Annotated in this window: 16 protein-coding genes and 2 tRNA genes; 7 read left to right on the forward strand and 11 right to left on the reverse strand. The window is 60.6% G+C overall.

Annotation, left to right across the window (positions count from 1 at the left end; translation table 11 throughout):
* Positions 1-2 precede the first annotated feature (2 nt).
* Positions 3-905 carry a hypothetical protein gene (locus GQB03_RS06530; RefSeq protein WP_159686337.1) on the forward strand — a complete coding sequence of 301 codons (903 nt, stop codon included), beginning with the start codon at positions 3-5 and terminating at the stop codon, positions 903-905.
* Positions 906-911: 6 nt separating this feature from the next.
* Here GQB03_RS06530 and GQB03_RS06535 read toward each other — a convergent pair whose 3' ends face one another.
* Positions 912-2,810: an ATP-binding cassette domain-containing protein gene (locus GQB03_RS06535; RefSeq protein ID WP_159686340.1), complete on the reverse strand. Its 1,899-nt coding sequence runs from the start codon at positions 2,808-2,810 to the stop codon at positions 912-914.
* 106 nt (positions 2,811-2,916) lie between these two features.
* Between GQB03_RS06535 and GQB03_RS06540 the strand changes: the two genes are divergently transcribed.
* Positions 2,917-2,991: transfer RNA gene (locus tag GQB03_RS06540), tRNA-Arg, on the forward strand.
* A gap of 25 nt (positions 2,992-3,016) precedes the next feature.
* Here GQB03_RS06540 and GQB03_RS06545 read toward each other — a convergent pair.
* From GQB03_RS06545 to GQB03_RS06585, 9 genes are all read right to left on the reverse strand, one after another.
* Positions 3,017-3,805, reverse strand: a complete 789-nt coding sequence (locus tag GQB03_RS06545; protein WP_235026973.1) for a S1 family peptidase — start codon at positions 3,803-3,805, stop codon at positions 3,017-3,019.
* Positions 3,802-4,671 (reverse strand): lytic transglycosylase domain-containing protein, encoded by an 870-nt coding sequence (locus GQB03_RS06550; protein ID WP_159686343.1) that lies wholly within the window; start codon positions 4,669-4,671, stop codon positions 3,802-3,804. Before GQB03_RS06550 ends, GQB03_RS06545 begins: the two co-directional genes overlap by 4 nt.
* Before the next feature lie 127 nt (positions 4,672-4,798).
* Positions 4,799-6,079 (reverse strand): nucleotide sugar dehydrogenase, encoded by a 1,281-nt coding sequence (locus GQB03_RS06555; protein ID WP_159686346.1) that lies wholly within the window; start codon positions 6,077-6,079, stop codon positions 4,799-4,801.
* Positions 6,080-6,128: 49 nt separating this feature from the next.
* Positions 6,129-8,864 carry an XrtA/PEP-CTERM system TPR-repeat protein PrsT gene (prsT, locus tag GQB03_RS06560; protein ID WP_159686349.1) on the reverse strand — a complete coding sequence of 912 codons (2,736 nt, stop codon included), beginning with the start codon at positions 8,862-8,864 and terminating at the stop codon, positions 6,129-6,131.
* A gap of 62 nt (positions 8,865-8,926) precedes the next feature.
* On the reverse strand, positions 8,927-10,285 hold the full coding sequence (prsR, locus tag GQB03_RS06565) for a PEP-CTERM-box response regulator transcription factor (protein WP_159686352.1): 1,359 nt from the start codon (positions 10,283-10,285) through the stop codon (positions 8,927-8,929).
* Between the two features lie 11 nt (positions 10,286-10,296).
* Positions 10,297-12,381, reverse strand: coding sequence for an XrtA/PEP-CTERM system histidine kinase PrsK (gene prsK / locus GQB03_RS06570; protein ID WP_159686355.1), 2,085 nt, complete (start codon positions 12,379-12,381; stop codon positions 10,297-10,299).
* Between the two features lie 262 nt (positions 12,382-12,643).
* Positions 12,644-14,026 (reverse strand): TIGR03013 family XrtA/PEP-CTERM system glycosyltransferase, encoded by a 1,383-nt coding sequence (locus GQB03_RS06575; protein ID WP_159686358.1) that lies wholly within the window; start codon positions 14,024-14,026, stop codon positions 12,644-12,646.
* A gap of 267 nt (positions 14,027-14,293) precedes the next feature.
* Entirely contained in the window at positions 14,294-15,244 is a 951-nt protein-coding gene (locus tag GQB03_RS06580) for an alpha/beta hydrolase (protein ID WP_159686361.1), read from the reverse strand.
* A gap of 127 nt (positions 15,245-15,371) precedes the next feature.
* Positions 15,372-15,458, reverse strand: a tRNA-Leu gene (locus GQB03_RS06585).
* Positions 15,459-15,505: 47 nt separating this feature from the next.
* Between GQB03_RS06585 and queA the strand changes: the two genes are divergently transcribed.
* The 5 genes from queA (at position 15,506) to secF (ending at position 21,000) form a co-directional block, all read left to right on the forward strand.
* Positions 15,506-16,537: a tRNA preQ1(34) S-adenosylmethionine ribosyltransferase-isomerase QueA gene (gene queA / locus GQB03_RS06590; RefSeq protein WP_159686364.1), complete on the forward strand. Its 1,032-nt coding sequence runs from the start codon at positions 15,506-15,508 to the stop codon at positions 16,535-16,537.
* A complete protein-coding gene (gene tgt / locus GQB03_RS06595) occupies positions 16,534-17,652 on the forward strand; it encodes a tRNA guanosine(34) transglycosylase Tgt (RefSeq protein WP_159686367.1) in 1,119 nt (372 codons plus the stop codon). Before queA ends, tgt begins: the two co-directional genes overlap by 4 nt.
* A gap of 74 nt (positions 17,653-17,726) precedes the next feature.
* The gene (gene yajC / locus GQB03_RS06600; protein ID WP_159686370.1) at positions 17,727-18,053 is read left to right on the forward strand and encodes a preprotein translocase subunit YajC; all 327 of its coding nucleotides are present in this window, start codon (positions 17,727-17,729) and stop codon (positions 18,051-18,053) included.
* A gap of 63 nt (positions 18,054-18,116) precedes the next feature.
* Entirely contained in the window at positions 18,117-19,976 is a 1,860-nt protein-coding gene (gene secD / locus GQB03_RS06605; protein ID WP_159686373.1) for a protein translocase subunit SecD, read from the forward strand.
* A gap of 91 nt (positions 19,977-20,067) precedes the next feature.
* On the forward strand, positions 20,068-21,000 hold the full coding sequence (gene secF, locus GQB03_RS06610) for a protein translocase subunit SecF (RefSeq protein ID WP_159686376.1): 933 nt from the start codon (positions 20,068-20,070) through the stop codon (positions 20,998-21,000).
* Between the two features lie 87 nt (positions 21,001-21,087).
* Here the strand turns inward: secF and GQB03_RS06615 are convergent, their stop codons facing one another.
* Entirely contained in the window at positions 21,088-21,405 is a 318-nt protein-coding gene (locus GQB03_RS06615) for a DUF2322 family protein (protein ID WP_159686995.1), read from the reverse strand.
* Positions 21,406-21,440 lie beyond the last annotated feature (35 nt).

The raw sequence follows: 21,440 nt of genomic DNA on the forward strand, positions 1-21,440 counted from the left end.
CGATGCTGGTGTCGCTGCGGCGTGATGCAACGCGGCTGTTCCTGCCCGGCCTGCAATTGTCGGCCGTACTCACGGCGCTCGTCATCGATTCGCGGTGGGCTACCCGCGTGGCGCTGGCAGCCTTGCTGACCAGCGGCCTCTTCGGTTGGATGCGATCGATCCGCCATGGAAGAATCATCCTCGATACACCAACCTCACGGATCGCCTCGGCAGCTCAGGGTTATTGCGAACTGCGCGGCCAGGGGCTTCCACTATCGGGGGTCGCCTTGCCCTCCCCGGTGAATGGACTGCCGGTCTTGTGGTACCGCGTTCAGTACGAATGTCGTCGTGGCGACAAATGGGTGACGACGCATACCGAAGAAAGCGACACGTCAATACTCGTGGACGATGGCTCCGGACAGTGCGCGCTCGATCCGGAAGGCGCGGAGATGCTGATAACCCGAAAGGATATCTACCCCCGCGGGAGCGACGACAGGGTCATTCAGTGGGCTTTGATCAGGCATGACCCGATCTACGCGATCGGCGAATTCGCGACCCTTGGCAGCATTGCACCGACGGCAGACAGCGCCGGTCAGGTCCGCGACCTGCTTGCGGAATGGAAACGCGACCGCAACCACCTGCTCGAACGCTTCGATCTCGATGGCGACGGGCAGATCGATCTGCGCGAATGGGAACTTGCACGCGCTCAGGCGCGTCGCGAGGTGACGCGGGCGCAGCGCATGGCAATAAGCTCGGCCGAAACGCACATCATGCGCAGACCGGCGGACGGCCGTTTATACCTGATATCCGATCTCGATCCGAACCGGCTTGCGATGCGCTACCGGTACTGGTCATGGTTTCATCTCGTCGTATTTCTGGGATCCGTTGCGACCGTAGCATGGCTTGCGAACACGAACGCACTGTAAGCAAACTCAGCCGCCTGCCTTGGTTTCCAGAACCTCCCAGCGCTCAAGTGCTGCCTCGAGTTCCTGGTCGATTGCGTGCAGACGCTCGTTGAGCACCGGCACCTCCTGTGGCATCTGCTGATAGATGACCGGGTCCGCCAGACGGGTCTGAATTGTCTGCTGCTCCGCCTCGAGAGCCGAAATCCTGTCCGGCAGGGTTTCGAGTTCGCGCTTCTCGTTGAACGAAAGCTTACCCCCCCGTGCGGGCGCGGGGCGACGCGTCTCGCTCGCCTTTCGCTCGGCTGCCGCCACAGCCTGGGCGGCAGCCCGCTCGGTACGAACGCGCTGCCAGTCGGAATAACCACCGACGTATTCACCCCAACTACCGTCTCCGTCCGCTGCGATTACCTGGGTCACGACATTGTCGAGAAATGCGCGATCGTGGCTCACCAGGAACAGGGTGCCATCGTAGGAGGAGAGCAGTTCTTCCAGAAGGTCCAGCGTCTCGATGTCGAGGTCATTGGTCGGTTCGTCGAGGACCAGGATATTGGCCGGTCTGGCAAACAGGCGCGCCAGCAGCAGACGATTGCGCTCTCCGCCGGACAGCGTCTTGACCGGCGATCGAGCCCTGGCCGGCGAAAACAGGAACTCCCCGAGATAGCCGATCACATGCTTGCGTTCGCCGGCAATTTCAACGAAATCCGAACCGGGGCTGATGACCTCGGTCAATGGCAGCTCGGGGTCGAGCTGCGTCCGTAGTTGGTCAAAGTAGGCCACGTTCTGGCGGGTACCTCGTCGGACACTGCCCTCATCAGGCTCCAGATCGCCAAGAATGAGTTTCAGCAGCGTCGTCTTGCCTGCGCCATTGGGGCCGATGATGCCGATCCTGTCCCCCCTCAGCACTCGGGTGCTGAAATTCCTGACCACCCATCGATCCCCGAAGCGCTTGCCGACCCCTTCAAGCTCGGCCACCATCTTGCCACTCTTTTCTCCGCGATCGACCTCGAGGCTCACGTTCCCAAGCCGGTCGCGTCGCGCCGCGCGTTCGACCCTCAGTGCCTCGAGCCTCCGCACCCGGCCCTCATTGCGCGTTCGGCGAGCTTCTATGCCCTTGCGAATCCAGACCTCCTCCTGCGCAAGCATCTTGTCGAAACGCTCACTGGCACGCGCTTCGGCTTCAAGCGACTCGGCCTTCTTGCGCTGATAGTCCGCATAGCTGCCGGGAAAACTGCTGAGCAGGCCGCGATCGAGCTCCACGATGCGGGTCGCGACATGATCCAGAAACACCCGGTCGTGGGTGATCACGACCACCGCACCCGGAAAATCACGAATGAGCGACTCAAGCCACTCGATACCATCAAGATCGAGATGGTTGGTCGGCTCGTCGAGCAGAAGTACGTCCGGTTCACTCACCAGCGCACGCGCCAGCGCCAAGCGCTTGAGCCCTCCGCCTGACAAGGCGCTTGCCTTGGCTGTGGCATCCAGTCCCAGGCGGCTGAGCATCTGCTCGACCCGTTGGTTCAGCCGCCAGCCGTCCGCTGCCTCGAGTTCGTGCTGGAGGCGCTCCAGTCGCGCCAGGGATTCAGTCGAGGCTGACGCGGCCACCGCGATCAGCGCGTCATGATAGGCAGTAAGCAGGCGTGCCGCCTCACCAAGGCCATCCGCAACCGTTTCGAACACATCGCGCTCGAGTGTGAAGTCCGGTTCCTGAGGGACATAAGCCAACCGGCACCCCGGCTGCCGCCAAAGCAGCCCGTCATCGAGGACGACCTGCCCCGCCAGTACCTTGAGCAGACTGGACTTGCCGCTGCCGTTGCGCCCGATCAGCGCAAGCCGCTCACCGGGGTCAAGCTGGAAGTCGGCACGATCGAGCAGGGCAACATGGCCAAAGGCCAGGGAGGCCTTGTCTAGCGAAGCAAGTGGCATTGGGAGCGAAAGAAGCCTTGAAACCCGCCATTCTACCCGTGAGCATCCAGCGACAGATTCCGATTTGGTTGTTGGCGGGCCAACCCGCTACAATACGCGCCGCCTGCTCTCCGTAGTTCAATGGATAGAACGAGCGCCTCCTAAGCGCTAGATACAGGTTCGATTCCTGTCGGGGGGACCAGGCGCCCTACTCCATACCTCGGTGCTCAGCGCCGGAGCAGGTCATGGATGTAACGCGACGGGATTGCATACGAAATCCCGCTGGGCTGACTCAGCGCCGATTCTTTCGTGGCCTTTACCAGCACCATGTTGATGACGCCGATCACGGCCCCGCTATCGGGATCGTAGAGGGGGCTACCACTATTGCCGGGGTAAGCCGTTGCATCGAGTTGATACACCCGGAATGGATCCTTGAGTGAACGGATGTTGCGCGGGTTGAGTTCCCGGGCGTTGCGCCCGGGCATGACGATCGGAGTCACCGCCGAAACGATGCCGCGATGCGTCACCGGAATCAACCCAAGGACAGACCCGATCGGAAAACCGGTGAAGGCCACCCGCTCGCCCTCTTCCACAAGGGCGTCTTCAGCCAGTCCAAGCGGTTTCAACGGCGGCCCCGCAAATTTGAGGAGCGCCAGATCATGTTCGGGCGAGGTTGCGACAACCTGCGCCTTTCGCCCTGATGCACCGGGAGCGTCGTCCCCCGGAATGGCAATCGCCACGCTTTCATACGCATCAAGATCGACCGAGTTCGGCAGCACGTGAGCATTCGTGACCACCAGCGAACCATCGCCAACGGCGAAGCCGGTACCACGAAATGTGAACTGGGGATTTGCCGTCGGCTTGAAGGTGCCTACCGCCACGATCGACGGCCTCACCAGCTTGATGGTATCGACCAGCTCTGCCGCACTGCTGATATGAACGCAGAACATCGCCGAGAGAAAGAACAGCACCTTGGCGAAACCGCGCTCGACCGTCCGGACGGGAAGCACGATCACTGGACAGCGACCCGGACCGAACTCAGCATTGGCGAGGGTTCGACCACCCGCCTCTCAAAAGGATGACGATCTGCCTTGAAGAGCGTCAGAATCCTATCCACGTAATTACGGGTCTCACGATACGGTGGCACACCACGATAGCGATCCACCGCGCCCTCGCCCGCATTGTAGCCGGCCGCCACGAGGGCAACGTTACCCTGGAAATACGCCAGCAACCAGCGCAGATAGGCGAGCCCGCCCTTGATGTTCTGGGCGGGGTCAAAGGCATTGCGCACGTTGAAGCGTTCGGCGGTTTCCGGAATCAACTGCATCACTCCAAGTGCGCTTTTCGGCGATGCGGCAGCGGGATCGAAATTCGACTCGGTGCTCGCAATCGCCAGCGCCAACGCCGGATCGATGTTGTACTGCGGCGCGAGCGAAACGACCAATTTACCGATATCGCGCTTTGCCGGGGGTAGCGAAGCCAGGTAGGCCGTGTAATTCCACTTGCGGTCAACATCGGCGGTCCGCTCCGACTCAGGGGGATTCATGCACTCGGGCACGACGCCCTTGTACTCCCCCGTGAACCGCATCATCTTCGCAGCATGGTCGTGTCCGCGGAACGCAGCCATGGCAAACAAGGTACCGGCCAGTGAATCACTGCGTTCTACACCGCGCCCGTTCGCATACATCCAGCCAAGCGAATACATTGCCTCGGCGTCGCCCAGTCGGGCCGCTTCACAATACATCTGGGCCGCCTTTGCGGCATTCTGTGCCACCCCCTCGCCGTGCTCCAACGCCAAGGCCTGCGCGACCAGGAATTTCGCATGCTCGGCCCCGGCCGACGATCCGTCGGCCGGGAGTTCCGTCCCGCCGGCCCTCGACATCCCGCTTCCAAGCAGCAGAAACAGGCTGGCGCAGACGGCGGAAAGCGGACGCGAAAATCCGGGCCGCATCAGCACGAGCCTCCAGCCTCGACGGTGTCTGGGATGCTTAAATCCACCTCGGTTCTCCTCAGAGGCGCCATATGCGGACGCCGGATGCCTCCAACACACCTTGGTCGTAGCAACTCTTGACGTCGGCAAAGACACCACCTTTCACCAGCTTCGCCGCAATTGCCGCCTCGCCCATTTCAAGATACTCGTGATGCGCGACCGCCGCCACTACCGCCTCCGCCTGCGGCAGGTCATCCCACGCGGTGAGCGAAACGCCGTACTCGTGCTCGGCCTCTGCCGACTCCGCAACGGGATCATGCACGCTCACCTCGCAACCATAGGCCTGAAGTTCGCGGATCACGTCGATCACCTTGCTGTTCCGCAGATCCGGACAGTTTTCCTTGAAGGTCAGGCCCAGCATGATGACCTTGGCACCCTTGATGCTGCTTCCGGCCTGGATCATCTGCTTCACCGTCTGCTCGGCGACATACTTGCCCATGCTGTCGTTGATCCGACGGCCCGCGAGGATGACTTCAGGGTGATGTCCCAGCATGTCTGCCTTGTGGGTCAGATAGTAAGGATCCACGCCGATGCAGTGCCCCCCCACCAAGCCGGGCCGGAACGGCAGGAAATTCCACTTGGTGCCGGCAGCCTTCAGCACCTCGATGGTATCGATGCCGATCTTGTGGAAAATCACCGCGAGTTCGTTCATCAAGGCGATATTGAGATCGCGCTGGGTATTCTCGATGACCTTCGCAGCTTCAGCGACCTTGATCGAACTTGCAGGATAAACACCCGCGGTGATCACCGAACCATAAACTTCCGTCACTTTCTCGAGTGTCTCTGCGGTATCACCGGAAACCACCTTGACGATCTTCGTGACGGTACGCTCCTTGTCACCCGGGTTGATACGCTCCGGGCTGTATCCGACAAAGAAGTCCCGTTTCCATTTCATGCCGGAATGCTTCTCCAGAATCGGGATACAGACTTCCTCGGTCGCACCAGGGTAAACCGTGGATTCGTAAACGACGATCGCACCGCGCTTGAGGTGCTTGCCGACCGTTTCCGAGGATTTCACGAGCGGGGTAAAGTCTGGCTGATGTGCCTCATCGACCGGCGTGGGCACCGCAACGATGACAAAATCAGCCTCACGCAGCGCCGATGGATCGGTATGGCACGTCAGCAGCTTGGCCGCCTTCAGATCCTGGCTGGACACCTCTCCGGTCGGATCGATGCAGTCGCGGTACGCTGCGACCTTCTCGACCGACAGGTCGAAACCGATTGTCTCGAATTTCTTCCCGAACTCGACGGCAAGTGGGAGGCCTACATAGCCGAGGCCGATGACTGCAATTGTGGTCATGATATGTATATCCGGGTATCAGATTGTCGTGTTTTCGCGCGGCGGCACATCAGAGGGTGCCGCGAATCGTGTCAATTTCCTTCTTGACCTCAGGCGCATCCGGAAAATCACGCCCAAGCCGATCCAAAAGGGACCGCGCTTCCTGGGCTTTACCGGTTTTCGCATACGCCCGCGCTAGGTTGAGGACGATCGGCACGGCCTTGGGTGCCTTTTCGACAGCGCGCTTCAGATTGGCCACCGCCTCGTCACCTTTTCCTGCCGCGAGTTGGATCATGGCCAGCGTGTCAAGAATGGCCGGGCTGTCGGGCGCTGCCTTGAGGGCTTCTTCGGCGTAGGACATGGCCTTGGGATCGCCCGCTTTCCAGGCGGCCCATGCATAATTGTTTCGCACCAGTGCATTCTCTGGAGCGATCGCGAGCATGTCCTTATAGATCCGGGCCGCTCTGGCAAAGTCACCCTTGCGGAGCTGCACTTCGGCCAAATAGCCGCGAACTGTCATGTCCTTGGGCTGTTTACGCAGCCAGGCATCGGCCTCCTTCTCCGCGTCCACGGTCTTTCCTGCTGCGCTCAGTGAGGAACTGAGCTTCACGACCACCTGCGCGGTCTGCTCAACCTGAAAGGCACGGCGGTAACTGTTCGCTGCCGCATCGAATTTTTGCCGGCTCGCCAGATAATCGCCCTCGAGAAGGAACCCTATTGCAGCCTTGGGACGTTGCTTCTGGATCTCGGCGGCAATAGCCAACGCGCCTGCGTCATCCTTGGCCTGGGCACGCAGTACCATCAGCTGGCGCTGCGCCTCGAGCAGATCGGGTTTGAGTGCAAGTACCTTTCTGAGTGACTGCTCGGCTCCACTCGGATTTTTTGTTTCGAGCTGCGCCTGCGCGAGTGCAAGCAGCACCCCAGGCGTATCCGGGCGCAATTCGGAGAGCTTCCCAAACGTCGCGACCGCCTGTTCCGGTCGCGACGCGGCAAGCTGCGTACGGCCAAGGGTTTCGAGCATTGCAGGGTCGTTGGGTGCCGCGGCCTGAATTTCTTCGGCTCGCGCAAGGGCGGCTTTCGAGTTGCCGACGCGCAAATCATCGCGCACCAAGGCAATCTTAAGGGCAATGGAATCGGGGTTGGCCGCCAGACCGCGATCAAGCACCTTGCGAACTTCCTCGGCAGACTGCCCGGTTGCAACATTGAGATCAGCAAGCGCGACATACGCGTCAACCACTTTCGGATTCGACTCGATCAGACTCTCGAACCGTTTGCGTGCCATTTCGGGTTTTTTGTCAGCGAGATCGAGTCGAGCAAGATTGGTCACTGCCGGAAGATAATCGGCTTTCAGGGCAACGGCCTTCTCAAACGCCTCCCGGGCCTTGGGCATGTCACCCCTGCCCAGCATCACGGCCCCGAGAAGGTTGCTTACCAGCGGATTGTCAGGCTGCTTTTTCTCTAGGCGATCAAGCGCCTCGCCTGCCTTGTCGATTTCCCCGCGGCGCAGGTGCGACATGACCAGGGCAACATCCGCCTGGATACGATCCTGATCCATTTCCGCTGCAGTTTCCAGATCGTCAAAAGCCGAGTTGCTGTCTCCCGAGGCAAGCCTGCTTATCCCCAGCCGCGTACGTGCCGAAGCATCTTTCGGATCCAGTGCGACCGCCTTTGCAAAATACTCCGAAGAACGCGTGAAATCACCCTTCGCCAGGTAGACCTGACCGGCAAGAGACAGAATATCCGCCCTGTCTCCATAGTCCTTCAACAGCGGCTGCAAGGCCTCGACGGCACGGTCGGTCTCGCGCGCCGCAAGGTGGGCGCCGACCATCAAACGCCGCGCGAGCAACTGTCGTGGTGCCGCCTCCAGAACTTTGCCCAAATGCGTTTGCGCCTGCAGCGCATCACCTTTCCTAAGGTAGATGGCGCCGGCCAGCAGACGGGCGGGAAGATAATTGGGGGCAAACTTCAGCACGTCGTCGATGGATGCCCGTGCAGGCTCGATCTTGCCCTGGGCAAAATCCAGATATGACTGCAGGTAGACCACCTGAAGATTTCCCTCACCGACCGCGGCCTTCATTTCCTTAAGCTTTTCCGCAGCTTCATCGAATTTCCGCTCGCGGAGCAGCAGTGACACAAGCTCGAAATGAGGCGCCGCTCGCCCCGGTTCGATGGCGATCGCGGTCGAATAGGCCTCGGCTGCCTTGACCGAGTCCTGCTTCGCATTCAAGAGCGCGGCCTTGAACAACAGCGCGTCAACGTATTTGGGAGAATGCGCAAGAATCGCCTCGACCTTCGCGAACGCATCATCGAGATCCCGCTTGCCCGCAGCGAGGCGTGCCAGACCCAGCTCCGCTCGATCACGGGCGGACTCGTTCTTTGCCGCCTCGCGGAAGCTCTGCTCGGCCTTGTCGAGCGAGCCAGCCGCCACATAGGCCTCTCCGAGACTGGCCTGCAACTGGGCCTGAGCAGCCGGATCGGCCAGCGTCTTGTCGCCGAATTGCTCTATCAGTGCCTTACCCTCGCCCCCCGACACCATTGCCCGGGACAGTACCGGTATTACCTGATCCGGCGCATAGCCCAGATCATTGGCACGCCTGAGTTCCTTGAGAGCGGTTTGCACATCCCCCTGGTCAAGGTAGATACGGCCAAGCAAAAAACGCGCTTCTCCGATCCCGGGATTCTCCTGCAGAGCATTCTTGAGCTGAATGCTCGCCGCCTTGAGATCCTTCTTCTCAAGGAATCCGCGGGCCGATTGAACCATTTCCTCCGGGCTGGAGCCGCACCCGCTGAGGAGCAGGGCAACCATACCGGCCCCCGCAAGAGTCTTGACGATTCGTCGCAGGTGATTCTCTCGATTATTTGCCACAGTCAGCTCTCTTTCTTTAATCCAAAGCGGTTCATCAAGTCGTATAGCGTCGGCCGGCTGATTCCCAGCACCTCCGCCGCTTTCGCAACATTCCCGTTTACCCGTGCCAGCACCCGAACCACAGCCTTGCGCTCAGCCTCGTCGCGCACCTGTCTCAAGTTGAGGGTGGTCAGATCTTCATCGACCGAATCAAAACCGAGGTCATCGGCTCCGATGCGCGAGCCATCCGACATGATTACCGCACGCTTTATACAGTTTTCGAGCTCACGCACATTGCCCGGCCACGGATGCGCTTCGATCGCCGCGACGGCATCATCGCCAAGCTGCATGCTCGCGCGCCCGTTGTCACTCGCAAACCGCTTGACCAACGCGTGTGCAATAAGGCTCGCGTCACCCTCTCGATCACGCAGAGGGGGAATGTCGACCACGATTTCCGCCAACCTGTAGTAAAGATCCTCACGGAATCGGCCCTCGCGGATCAGCGCCTTGAGGTCTTGGTGCGTCGCACACACGATTCTCACGTCGACCGGGATCTCATCGCGACCACCGATTCGCTCGATGACCCTCTCCTGCAGGAAGCGCAGGAGTTTTGACTGCAGCGGCATCGGCAGATCCCCGATCTCGTCGAGAAACAGCGTGCCACGATGAGCGACTTCGATCTTTCCCAGGGTCTGCTTCACGGCGCCTGTAAACGCGCCCTTCTCGTAACCGAAGAGCTCGCTCTCGAGGAGGTTCTCGGGTATCGCCGCACAGTTGATCGCCACAAAACGCTCGCCACTTCGCGACGAGAGATTGTGGAGACCGCGTGCGAGCACTTCCTTGCCGGTACCACTCTCACCGAGAAGCATTGAGGTGACGTTCGCGTTGGAAACCTTCTCGATCGTCCTGCAGAGTTTCAGCATCGCAGGATCACGGGTCAGGAAGCCATCCAGCGGTGACCCCTGCTGCAACTGCAACAATGCGTTTTCCTGCTGCAGGTCATGGAGGCGGAAGGCCCTGTCAATCGTCAACGCGAGCAACTCAGGCTCAAAGGGCTTGGCGAAAAAATCGTAAGCCCCCATTCCAACCGCCCGCACCGCGTTGTCGCGGTCATGTTGTCCGGTCAATACGATGACTTTCGTTCCCGGTTGAAGCTGCAGCATTTCGCCCAGCAGCGCGAAACCCTCGGTCACATCGTCCGGCGCCGGCGGCAGCCCCAGGTCCATCGTCACAACCGCAGGTTCGACACGGCGCAACTGGGCGATCGCCGATTCGCGATCGGAAGCCAGTACAGTTTCATATTCATCGAAGGCCCAACGCATCTGCTTTTGCAGCGCCGGATCGTCTTCCACGATGAGCAGTGCCCGTCGCTTGTCCGCCATAGTCGTCACTTCTACCCGATTTCCGCCGTGGATCCAGCGGTGTCGCAGCCCGGCAGCAACACGGACACCACCGTCCCTTGACCAGGCTCGCTCGTAACCTTGATCTTGCCGCCCAGTTCATGAATGTATTGCCGGGTCTCAAAGGCACCGATACCCATGCCGCTCTTCTTCGTCGACTGAAAAGGTTTGAACAGCTGCTCGCGGATGAATACTTCGCTCATCCCGACCCCCGTGTCAGAAACCTCGATCAAGGCTTCTCCCCTTTCAGAAACGCTTACGTCCACGGCAACGATACCGTCTTCGTCAGTCGCATCCAATGCATTTTGCACGATGTGCCCGAGAATTCTTTCGAGGCGTTCTGCATATGCCATCACCGACGTCGACTGCTTCACGGTCAGCTGTACGAGGGGACGCAAAGCCCGCTTGCCCTGCACGATTCGCCGCATCGTCTCGGCGATGTCGACAGGCCGCTTCTGATCGAAGGAGGTCTTCTCGAGAAGCTGCGACATCAGGCCCCGCATGCGGCCCTCGACGTGCGCAACGGTATCCAGCATATCTTTCTGGAATTCGGGATTGTCACGGTGACGCTCAGCATTCTTCAGCAGCAGCGACATCTGCGCGACCAGATTCTTCAGGTCATGCACGACGAAGGCCGACATCTTGTTGAAAGCATCGAACTTACGCGCCTCCAGAAGCGCCTCGCTGGCCCGTACCTGCCCGAGATAGCTGGCGGCCTGCTGCTGTGCCGTTTTCAGAAGATCCAGCACCTCCCAGTTCACATCCACGGCAACGCGTGGGGGATGGAGGATGACAAAGCCGATGAGGGAGCCGACCGAGCTGAGTGGCACGACAAGCCAGGCATCCGGAAGACGTGACAGCCACTCGGGCAAGGTCAGGTCTGCATAGAGCGTCCTCCTCGCTCGAAATTCCTCCATGTTGAGGATCCAGCCGCTCCGCTCGAGGAATCCCGCCAGACTACCCTCGGCCGGCTCGGACGCGTCTGTTTCAGGCGCGTTCAATCGCGCCTGCAGATGGAACCGTCCACTTCCTTCACGCAACCACAGCCATCCGCCCGGGCTCTCGACCAGATCACCAAGGGCTTTGATCACACTTTCGCCAGGGCTCAGATTCGAACCTGCCGCAGCAAGCGCCGCAGTGAATCCCAGCCATTGATTGCGATAGTCGTACCTGTACGGAAACAGGTGCTTGTTCAGCCAAACCCGCAAGCGGGCCCGCAGACTGGCCGAAAACAGCACTGCAGCCAACGAAAGCAAGCCGGCGAAAAGCAGTGCCACCTGAAACGCGCGCCCCCAGTCTCCCCCGAAATAGCGGACGTAGTATCCAGCACCCGCCACGAGCAATAGATAGAGACCCGAAATCAACAGCGCCGACGAATGGAAAACCACGTCGCGTGACACGCTGATACGCATCTTCCATGAAGGATTGCGCGCTACGGACATGCCGATGAGTGGCAGGACAAGCACATGCGCCAGACCGCGCACGCTCCAGGTTGCGGGATCAAGTCGCAGGAACAAAGAACCTTCCGCAAAAAGGTAAAGGTCAAACCCGAACACCGCGACCAGCCCCAACGCGAGCGGCTTGAACGCCCAACGGGCATCGACCGGAAGACTTCGATAGAACTGCTCTATCAACACCAAGCCGAATACAGAGGCAAGAAGGCTTGCCATCGTCTGGAGACGAATCGGATCACCGGCGACAGTCCATCCGGCCGCAGCAAATACAATTGCCGACAACTGCAACACGACAATCAGGCTTGCCGCAACCGCAAGACCAGAGAGCGGCCGCACGAGCCTGCCCCCTCCAATCAGGATCAGAACGAACAAATACCAAGCCGCACCCCGGACCACGTCGGCGACGGCCGCCGACAGCATCAGGAAGGAACCGTCGAAAGCCAGCGCCGCAGCGCTTAATCCACCCCACGAAGCCCCCGCGAGCATGGCCAGCAGAAGTGTTGCGCCAGGCTTGCCACCTTTCCAGGCGATCAGCAGATAGATTGCAAACAGCGCGTAAAGTGCGGCGACAAGGATGTAGCCGATACGCGCAAGCTGAACAAGATCGAAGCCGAGCTCGGTCATTCGGTCCGGAGCGCACCGATGTGTAAGTTCCCGACGGCGCCCCGAGTCGGCCCGTTCGCCGGGCTATTCGCTTTTTCGCAAACCGGTAGGACGATCCTGCTCAAATGTCCACGGCCGAATGCTCTTCGCACCCGTCCCGGCTGCGGCGCACCATCGCGGGGAGGGAAATCGTCACGAACATAGCATCCGCCCCCGCCCCACAATCGCAAACGCACCGCAGATGCGGTGCGAGCGACGTCGGACCGGCACGGTGCCAAACCGATCAATGCGCACCTTGCCCGGTCAACACGACCCTGACAGTCTCGCAAAGAATGAGGCTATCCAGAAAGAGGGTGTGATTCTTCACGTAGTAGAGGTCGTACTGCAGCTTTTGAACCGCATCATCAACCGATGCACCGTACTGATAGCGCACCTGCGCCCACCCTGTAAGCCCGGGTTTGACACAATGGCGGACGGCGTAGAACGGCACTTCCGCAGTCAGCTGATCGACAAAATAAGGACGCTCGGGACGCGGTCCAACGAGGCTCATCTCGCCTTTCAGCACATTGAACAGCTGGGGTAGCTCATCGATGCGGGTCTTTCGCATCAGCTTGCCGAACCGTGTCACCCTGTCATCGTTGGCCGAGGCCCAGCGGGGCTTCCCATCCTTTTCGGCATCGTTGCGCATGCTTCTGAACTTGATCACCTTGAATACCCGACCGTGCTGCCCGACCCGCTCCTGGCGGTAGAAGATCGGCGCGCCGTCCTGCAGCAGGATTACGAGGGCGGAGATCAGCATGACCGGCAAGGCGAGAGTAAGCAGAACCAAGGCGGCAAGGATGTCGAAGGTCCGCTTGACCGTACTTCTCGCCCAGCCCTGGCGAAACCCGTCACCGTAGATCAGCCAGCTGGCGCGGAGCGAATCGATTCTCACTTGCCCCTGGACCCGCTCGAAGAAAGACGAAAGGTCCAGAACCTTGACACCAAGCATCTTGCAATCGAGCAGATCGCGCAGCGGCAACACGCCGCCCCGCCGCTCGCGCACGGCAACGATAACCTCGTCGGCGCGCTCCTCACGCACGAGCTGAAGGAGGCGGCTTGGCGCACCGAGGACGCGGCCGCGCACCTGCGGGGCTTCGCCCTGCTCCATCGCTACGAATCCGACGACCTCAAGTCCGCGGGAGTCGGCGCCGGTGAGCACGCGCTCGACGTGCGCCGCATCGGCTCCGACGCCCAATACCAGAATGCGTCGAGCCATCAAGACGCCTTGCTGACCGCGATTCGAAAGACCGCGAAGCACCATCACGCCCCCCAGCGCCGACAGCACGGTCAATTCCGCAGCCTCGGGCAGAAAATGCCCCCACGGCAGCAACCGGAAGATCAGATACGCGACCGGGACACTCACGACGACTGGCAGTGCAAGTCGCTCGACGACACTACGCAGCGAACCGCCCGCGAATGGCCGATAAAGCCCGAAAGCGCTGTTGAGAACCATCATGACCAGCGCAAAGACCACTGCGGAAGGGACCACCTCCCGCCATTCGAAGCTACCGGCGCGGGACTGCAACATCACGGAAAGAACCACTGCAAGCGCCAACAAACAGGCGTCAATGAAGAACTGCGCCAACGCCTGCGATGGAACATGATGACTGAAAATTTTGAGCATCTTTGATCCGCCCGCCTGAATTTACTGGTTGTATCAGCAGAGTCCGGAACCCGAAAAAATGTCCGGAACCCCAACCGACGCTCTACCCTCGAGCGCAGGATAGCCAATGACGTCGAACTGCGATGTTAAGGAGGTCACGTTCACGAACGATGAACATCCCCGGACATTCAATCTAGCAAGCGCCGGGGACTTTCGCCGAACCGGGTCACAGCCGCCTTCACCGCGACTCATGCGCCAACCCGGCCGCGCAATACCCGAACTTGCGGATCACGAGACCGCCAGCGCCCCCTTGAGGTAAGAGGAAATACATCGAACCGCCTCGTTCCCCTGCTCAAAGAACTTCCCCAAAGGAACGAAGCCGTGGACCATGCCGTCGAAGTGCCGGTGCAAGACCTGCCCTCCCTCTGCTTCGCAGCGAGCAGCAAAGGCAAGGCAATCGTCGGTCAACGGATCACAACCCGCGGTCACCATGACGAAGGGGGGCAATCCCGTCAGGCTCGACGCGAACATGGGCGATGCGCGCCATGTTTCGGCTTCGGCGGCCTCGGCGAAATAGCGCTCGTAGAACCAGCGCAGGGTCTCGCGGTCGAGAAAATAGCCATCCGCAAACCTGTCGCGTGACGGGCGATTGCTGTGAATCTGAGTCGAGGGATAGATCAGTGCAAGCGCGACGGGCATCGGCATCGCCCGTTCCCTTGCCTCGATCGCGGTCACGATCGCGAGGTTGCCACCCGCACTGTCGCCGCCGAGCGCCAATCTTTCGGGGTCGACCCCGAGCAGACCAGCGTTTTCGGAGGACCATTCAAAGGCAAGCCACGCGTCGTGTACCGCCGCGGGAAACGGATGCTCCGGGGCAAGCCGGTAATCCACGGACAACACGGCCGCGCCCGAGAGGTTAGCCAGTTCACGACAGAGAACATCGTAGCTTGACAGGTCCCCGGTACACCATCCGCCGCCGTGAAAATAGATCAGCAGAGCCGTGCTCTCGCTGGCGTGCGAACCAAGGGGGCGATACAAGCGTGCCAGTAACACCGTTCCGTTCGGTCGCGGAATCGGAACCTCCACGGTGGAGGCCACTGCCGGCGCTTCGGGCCGGAATGCAAACATCAGCTTCTGTGTTGCGTGCCTTGCCTGGGACACCGACAAATCATGGAACCGTGGCGCGTTGACACGGTAAACCATTGCCAGCAACTCCCTGGCCTTGGGGTCGAGAGACATCCTTACCTCAAACAGCGAGCAGGGCTCACGCGCCCCCCTCTCCGAAACAATCCCAACGAATTTGGCAAGCCGCGCCGCGGCAGGATAACATTGCCGACCTTTCGCCCGACGGCGGGTCGACAATGCCTGGTGCCGGGAGAGGGACTCGAACCCTCACAGTGTCACCACCGGCGGATTTTGAATCCGCTGCGTCTACCGATTCCGCCACCCCGGCTGGAGGAGGCGCGAATTATCACCCAATCCATTCCGGGCAGCAAGCAGATGCCATTCAGGCTTGAAGATTTCGATTATTCCTTGCCGGACGAACTGATCGCCCAGGCACCGCTGGGCGAGCGTACCGCCAGCCGACTGCTCGAGGTCGGACACGAGACGCTGTTCGACCGCCACTTCACCGACCTCCCCGACTTGGTTCGCCCGGGCGACCTGCTTGTATTCAACGACACCCGCGTGGTGCACGCCCGACTTTTCGGCGTCAAGCAGACCGGCGGCAATGTCGAAATTCTCATCGAGCGGCCAATCGGCGATCACGAAGCGCTCGCCCAGATCCGCGCCAGCAAGTCACCGAAACCCGGCAGCCGGATCAGCGTCGCCGACGGAGCCTTCGAAGTCGAGGTGCTCGGCCGGCTCGGCGAATTCTTCCATCTCGCCTTCCCGCGGGCACACGCGCTCGTTCCGCTGCTGGAGGCATACGGCAAGCTACCATTGCCTCCCTACATCGAGCGGCCCGCAGGCCAGGCCGACGAAACCCGTTATCAAACAGTTTACGCACGCCACCACGGTTCGGTCGCAGCACCCACCGCGGGCCTCCATTTTGACGAGGGCCTGCTCGCCAGACTGGACAGCGCCGGCGCGGGACTCGCCTATCTCACGCTCCACGTAGGTGCGGGCACCTTTCAGCCAGTACGCGTTGATGATCTTTCCGAACATCGCATGCACCGCGAACGCTACCTGATCCCGGCCGAAACGGTCGAACAGATTGCCGCGACCCGCTCATCCGGCGGCCGCGTGATCGCGGTCGGCACCACCAGCCTGCGCGCACTTGAGGCCGCAGCGCAAAACGGACCTCTGTCCGCAGGCGGCGGCGAGACGGAACTCTTCATCCTGCCCGGATTCCGCTTTCAGGTAGCCGACGCACTGATCACCAATTTTCACCTTCCAAAGTCGACCTTGCTGATGCTGGTCTCGGCTTTCGCAGGCGCCGATCGCATCCGCGACGCCTACGCCCATGCCATCCGCGAGCGCTACCGCTTTTTCAGCTACGGCGACGCCATGTTCCTGAACCGTCAATCATGAAATTCGAACTCATCAAGACCTCGGGCGCTGCACGTCGCGGCAAACTCACGCTCAACCATGGCGTCGTCCAGACCCCGGTTTTCATGCCGGTCGGCACATACGGCACCGTCAAGGCCATGACGCCGGAGTCGCTCGACGGAATCGGCGCTCAAATCTGTCTTGGCAACACCTTCCACCTATGGCTGCGGCCGGGCATGAAAGTCATCGACCTGCATGGCGGCCTGCACGGTTTCATGCGCTGGCAAAAACCGATTCTTACCGACTCGGGCGGGTTCCAGGTGTTTTCGCTTGGCGCGCTGCGCAAGATCAGCGAAGAGGGTGTCAAGTTCTCATCCCCGATCGATGGTGCCAAGCTGTTTCTGACCCCCGAAATCTCGATGCAGATACAGCGCAGTCTGAATTCCGATATTGCGATGATCTTCGACGAATGCACGCCCTTTCCTGCGACACTTGACGAGGCAGCCCGCTCGATGCGCCTCTCGCTTCGCTGGGCGCAGCGCTCGCGTGATGAATTCGACCGCCTGGAGAACCCCAACGCACTGTTCGGGATCGTCCAGGGCGGCATGTATGAAGCGCTCCGCGAAGAATCCCTTGCCGGACTGACCGAGATCGGATTTCATGGTTTTGCCATCGGCGGCCTCTCGGTCGGTGAGCCCAAGGAAGACATGCGTCGGATACTCGCCCACACCGCCCCCAGACTTCCAGCAGACAGACCCCGATACCTCATGGGCGTCGGCACACCCGAGGACATCGTGGCGAGCGTGGCCGAAGGCATCGACATGTTCGACTGCGTCATGCCCACCCGCAACGCGCGCAACGGCTGGCTGTTCACCCGTTTTGGCGACCTCAAGATCAAGAACGCGGCTCACCGCGAAGATACGCGCCCCCTCGACGATAGCTGCGACTGCTATACCTGCCGCAATTTCAGTCGCGCCTACCTCCACCACCTTCACCGCACCGGTGAAATTCTCGGCTCGATGCTGAACACCATCCACAATCTGCGTTACTACCAGAACCTCACCGCAGAGATCCGCCAGGCGATCGATGCGGACGATTTTACCGGCTTCCAAACACGTTTTCGCGAGCAGCGAGGCCGCGGAGCTACCTCGACGTGACCGGCCCCGAACATGGGTCAAAGACACAACTGATATAATTGCGCGCTTTCATACGCTAATCCGGAGTCGAAAAAGTGCTGATTTCCAATGCCTACGCCCAGGCCGCAGGCGCCGCGGACCCCACTGGCGGCCTCATGGGCCTGCTGCCGATGATCCTGATGTTCGTCGTGATCTGGTTCCTGATGATCCGTCCGCAGATGAAGCGTGCCAAGGAACACAAGGCACTGGTTGCCGCACTTGCCAAAGGTGACGAGGTACTGACCCAGGGCGGCGTTGCCGGCCGCGTGACCCAGGTCGGCGACTCGTTCATCCATGTCGAAGTCGCCGACAACGTGGTCATCCTGATCAAGAAGGAATCAGTTGGCAACGTACTGCCGAAGGGCACGCTCAAGAGCGCCTGATTCAACTGAATGGGGGCCGACGGCCCCCGCCATCTCGCTGACGTCTTCCACGAAGCCCCGACCATGAACCGCTATCCCCTCTGGAAAAACCTTCTCATCGGCTTCGTGCTGCTGATCGGCCTGCTCTACACCTTGCCGAACTTCTACGGCGAAGTCCCCGCTGTCCAGGTTTCCAGTGGCAAGGCGACCCTGAAACTCGATCCGGGAAAGGTGACACCTCGAATCGAGGAGGCCCTGTCGGCCGCGGGAATCGCCAATACGGGGATCTTTGTTGACCCGACCAGCGTCCGCGCCCGCTTCGCGAGCACCGATGTCCAGCTCAAGGCGAAGGACGCGATCGAACACGCACTCAATCCGGATCCGACCGATCCATCTTACGTCGTGGCGCTGAACCTGCTATCGGCCTCGCCGAGCTGGCTTACCAGCCTCAATGCCCTGCCGATGTATCTCGGCCTGGATCTGCGTGGCGGTGTGCATTTTCTGCTCCAGGTCGACATGGCCGGCGCCTTGACAAAAAGACTCGACGCCACGGCCGGCGACCTGCGCACCCAGTTGCGCGACAAAACGATTCGCCACACAGGAATTGCCCGCGAAGGCAATGCAGTGGTCATCAATTTCCGCGACGATGCCACCCGCCAGGCCGCTCGCCAGGCGATCGGCGACTTTACCGCCGACCTGCAGTTCAATGAACGGGACGCGGGCGGCGACTTCAAGCTCATCGCAACCCTGACGCCGCAGGCGGAAAAGAAGATCCAGGAATTCGCGATCAAGCAGAACATCACCACGCTCCACAACCGGATCAACGAGCTTGGTGTGGCTGAACCGGTGATTCAGCAGCAGGGCGCAGACCGCATCGTCGTTCAGCTGCCGGGCGTGCAGGACGTGGCCAAGGCAAAAGACATCCTGGGCCGTACCGCAACCCTTGAGGTTCGCATGGTTGACGACACCCCTGGGGCGCTCGAGGGGGCCTTGAACGGCGCGGTACCGTTTGGCACGGAACTCTATACCGAACGGGGCGGCTCACCGCTGCTCGTCAAGAAGCAGGTGGTACTCACGGGTGACCGCCTGACCGATGCACAACCCGGCTTCGACGGGCAGACCCACGAACCGGCGGTACATCTCACGCTGGACGCCGCCGGATCCCGCATTTTCCGTGATGTCACACGCGAGAACGTCGGCAAGCGCATGGCCATTCTGCTGATCGAAAAGGGCAAGGGCGAGGTCATTACCGCACCGGTGATCCGCTCCGAGATCGGAGGTGGCCGGGTCCAGATTTCGGGCCGCATGAGCACTCAGGAAGCCACGGACGTGGCCCTGCTGCTGCGCGCTGGCTCACTGGCAGCGCCGATGGAAATCATCGAAGAACGTACCGTCGGCCCCAGTCTCGGAGCGGAAAACATCCGCAAGGGTTTCGACTCCACGATGTGGGGGTTCGCCGCGATCGCGGTGTTCATGATTGCCTACTACATGATGTTTGGCCTCGTCTCGGTCCTCGCGCTAGCCTCCAACCTGTTGCTGCTGGTTGCACTGCTGTCGATGCTGCAGGCCACGCTCACACTGCCCGGCATTGCAGCCATCGCGCTCACCCTGGGCATGGCGATCGACGCCAACGTGCTGATCAATGAACGGGTACGTGAAGAGCTGCGCAACGGCGCCACACCGCAGGCTGCCATCACCGCCGGTTACGATCGGGCCTTCGACACGATTCTCGATTCCAACATCACGACATTGATTGCCGGTATTGCGCTTCTGGTATTCGGCTCGGGCCCGGTCCGCGGCTTCGCTGTGGTGCACTGCCTCGGCATCATGACATCGATGTTCAGCGCGGTTCTGGTTTCGCGAATGTTGATCAACCTTCTTTACGGGCGCAAGCGCAAGCTCGAGAAGCTCTCGATCGGACAGGTCTGGAAGCCGGGTCAGTGAAACAAACCTGATGACGGCGAACGGACTCATCACGCGCCGGCCTCGATCCTGAGCCCAATCATCAACAATTCATCACGAATCGCCAAAGACCATGGAATTCTTCCGCATCAAGAAAGACATCCCGTTCATGCGCCACGCACTAGCGTTCAACGTCATATCGTTGATCACTTTCGCGCTGGCCGTGCTCTTCCTGCTCACCCGCGGTCTGAATCTGTCGGTCGAATTCACCGGCGGCACGCTGATGGAAATCAACTACGCGGAGGCCCCCCAACTCGAACCGATCCGCCAGGCACTCGCCAACGAAGGCTATCCTGATGCCCAGGTGCAGAATTTCGGCAGCGCGCGCGATATCCTCATCCGCCTGCCCAATCGCGAGGCACTCGACACCGCCCGGGTCAGCGAGAAGGTCATGAGCTCGCTGGCTGGCGTTTCGGCCTCGACACCACAACTACGCCGCGTCGAGTTCGTCGGTCCGCAGGTCGGCAAGGAACTTGCCACCGACGGTGCCATGGCGCTGCTGCTGGTGATCGCAGGCATCATGCTCTACCTGGCGATGCGCTTCGAATGGCGCTTCGCAGTATCGGCAATCATCGCCAACCTGCACGACGTGATCATCATCCTCGGCTTCTTCGCCTTCTTCCAGTGGGAGTTCTCACTGGCCGTGCTGGCAGCCGTTCTGGCAGTGTTGGGCTATTCGGTGAACGAATCGGTGGTGGTGTTCGACCGGGTGCGCGAAACCTTCAAAAAGAAACGCGGCCTGGACACCCCTGAGGTCCTTAACCACGCAATTACGAGCACCATCTCGCGCACCGTGATCACCCATGGCAGTACGCAGATCATGGTCTTGTCGATGCTTCTGTTTGGCGGCGAAACACTTCACTACTTCGCCCTTGCACTGACGATCGGCATCTGCTTCGGGATCTACTCGTCGGTACTGGTCGCCAGCCCGCTGGTGATGTGGCTCGGTGTATCTCGCGAGCAGTTCGCGAAACCCAAGAAGCAGAAGGAAGAGGCCGTCGTCTAAGCACAGATCGGCTTGGCGGTGCGGCATGCTCGCGAAACCAGGCCGCTGACCGCAGTGCTGCACCGGCCCTCGCCGGAGCAGCCCGTATCAGACCGCGAAGCGATGCCGTACCCGCAACGACTCGCCGCGCTCCGACAATCCGATCAGGCGATCGATGTTCGGATGCTTTCCCGGATTGGCCAAGGCATCCGCCGTATGCTCGGCGTACAGTTCCAGCCCCTTTCTTGCCGCTTCCGGCGTCATCGCTCCGTACAGCTGCGCGAGATGGTTGTATACCACGAGAGAACCGGCCTGACCCGGCTTGTTCTCGATCGACCCGACCTCTACACCACTTGCATCGATGAGCTCGATCGCTGCCAGATGTGACACGCCGGGCAGCTGTTTCAGATTATCTGCAAATCCCATGTTGATTCCGTTTTGAATGGCTGGAGCGACCATGC

The sequence above is a fragment of the Cognatazoarcus halotolerans genome, assembly GCF_009800965.1.
Taxonomy (GTDB): domain Bacteria; phylum Pseudomonadota; class Gammaproteobacteria; order Burkholderiales; family Rhodocyclaceae; genus Cognatazoarcus; species Cognatazoarcus halotolerans.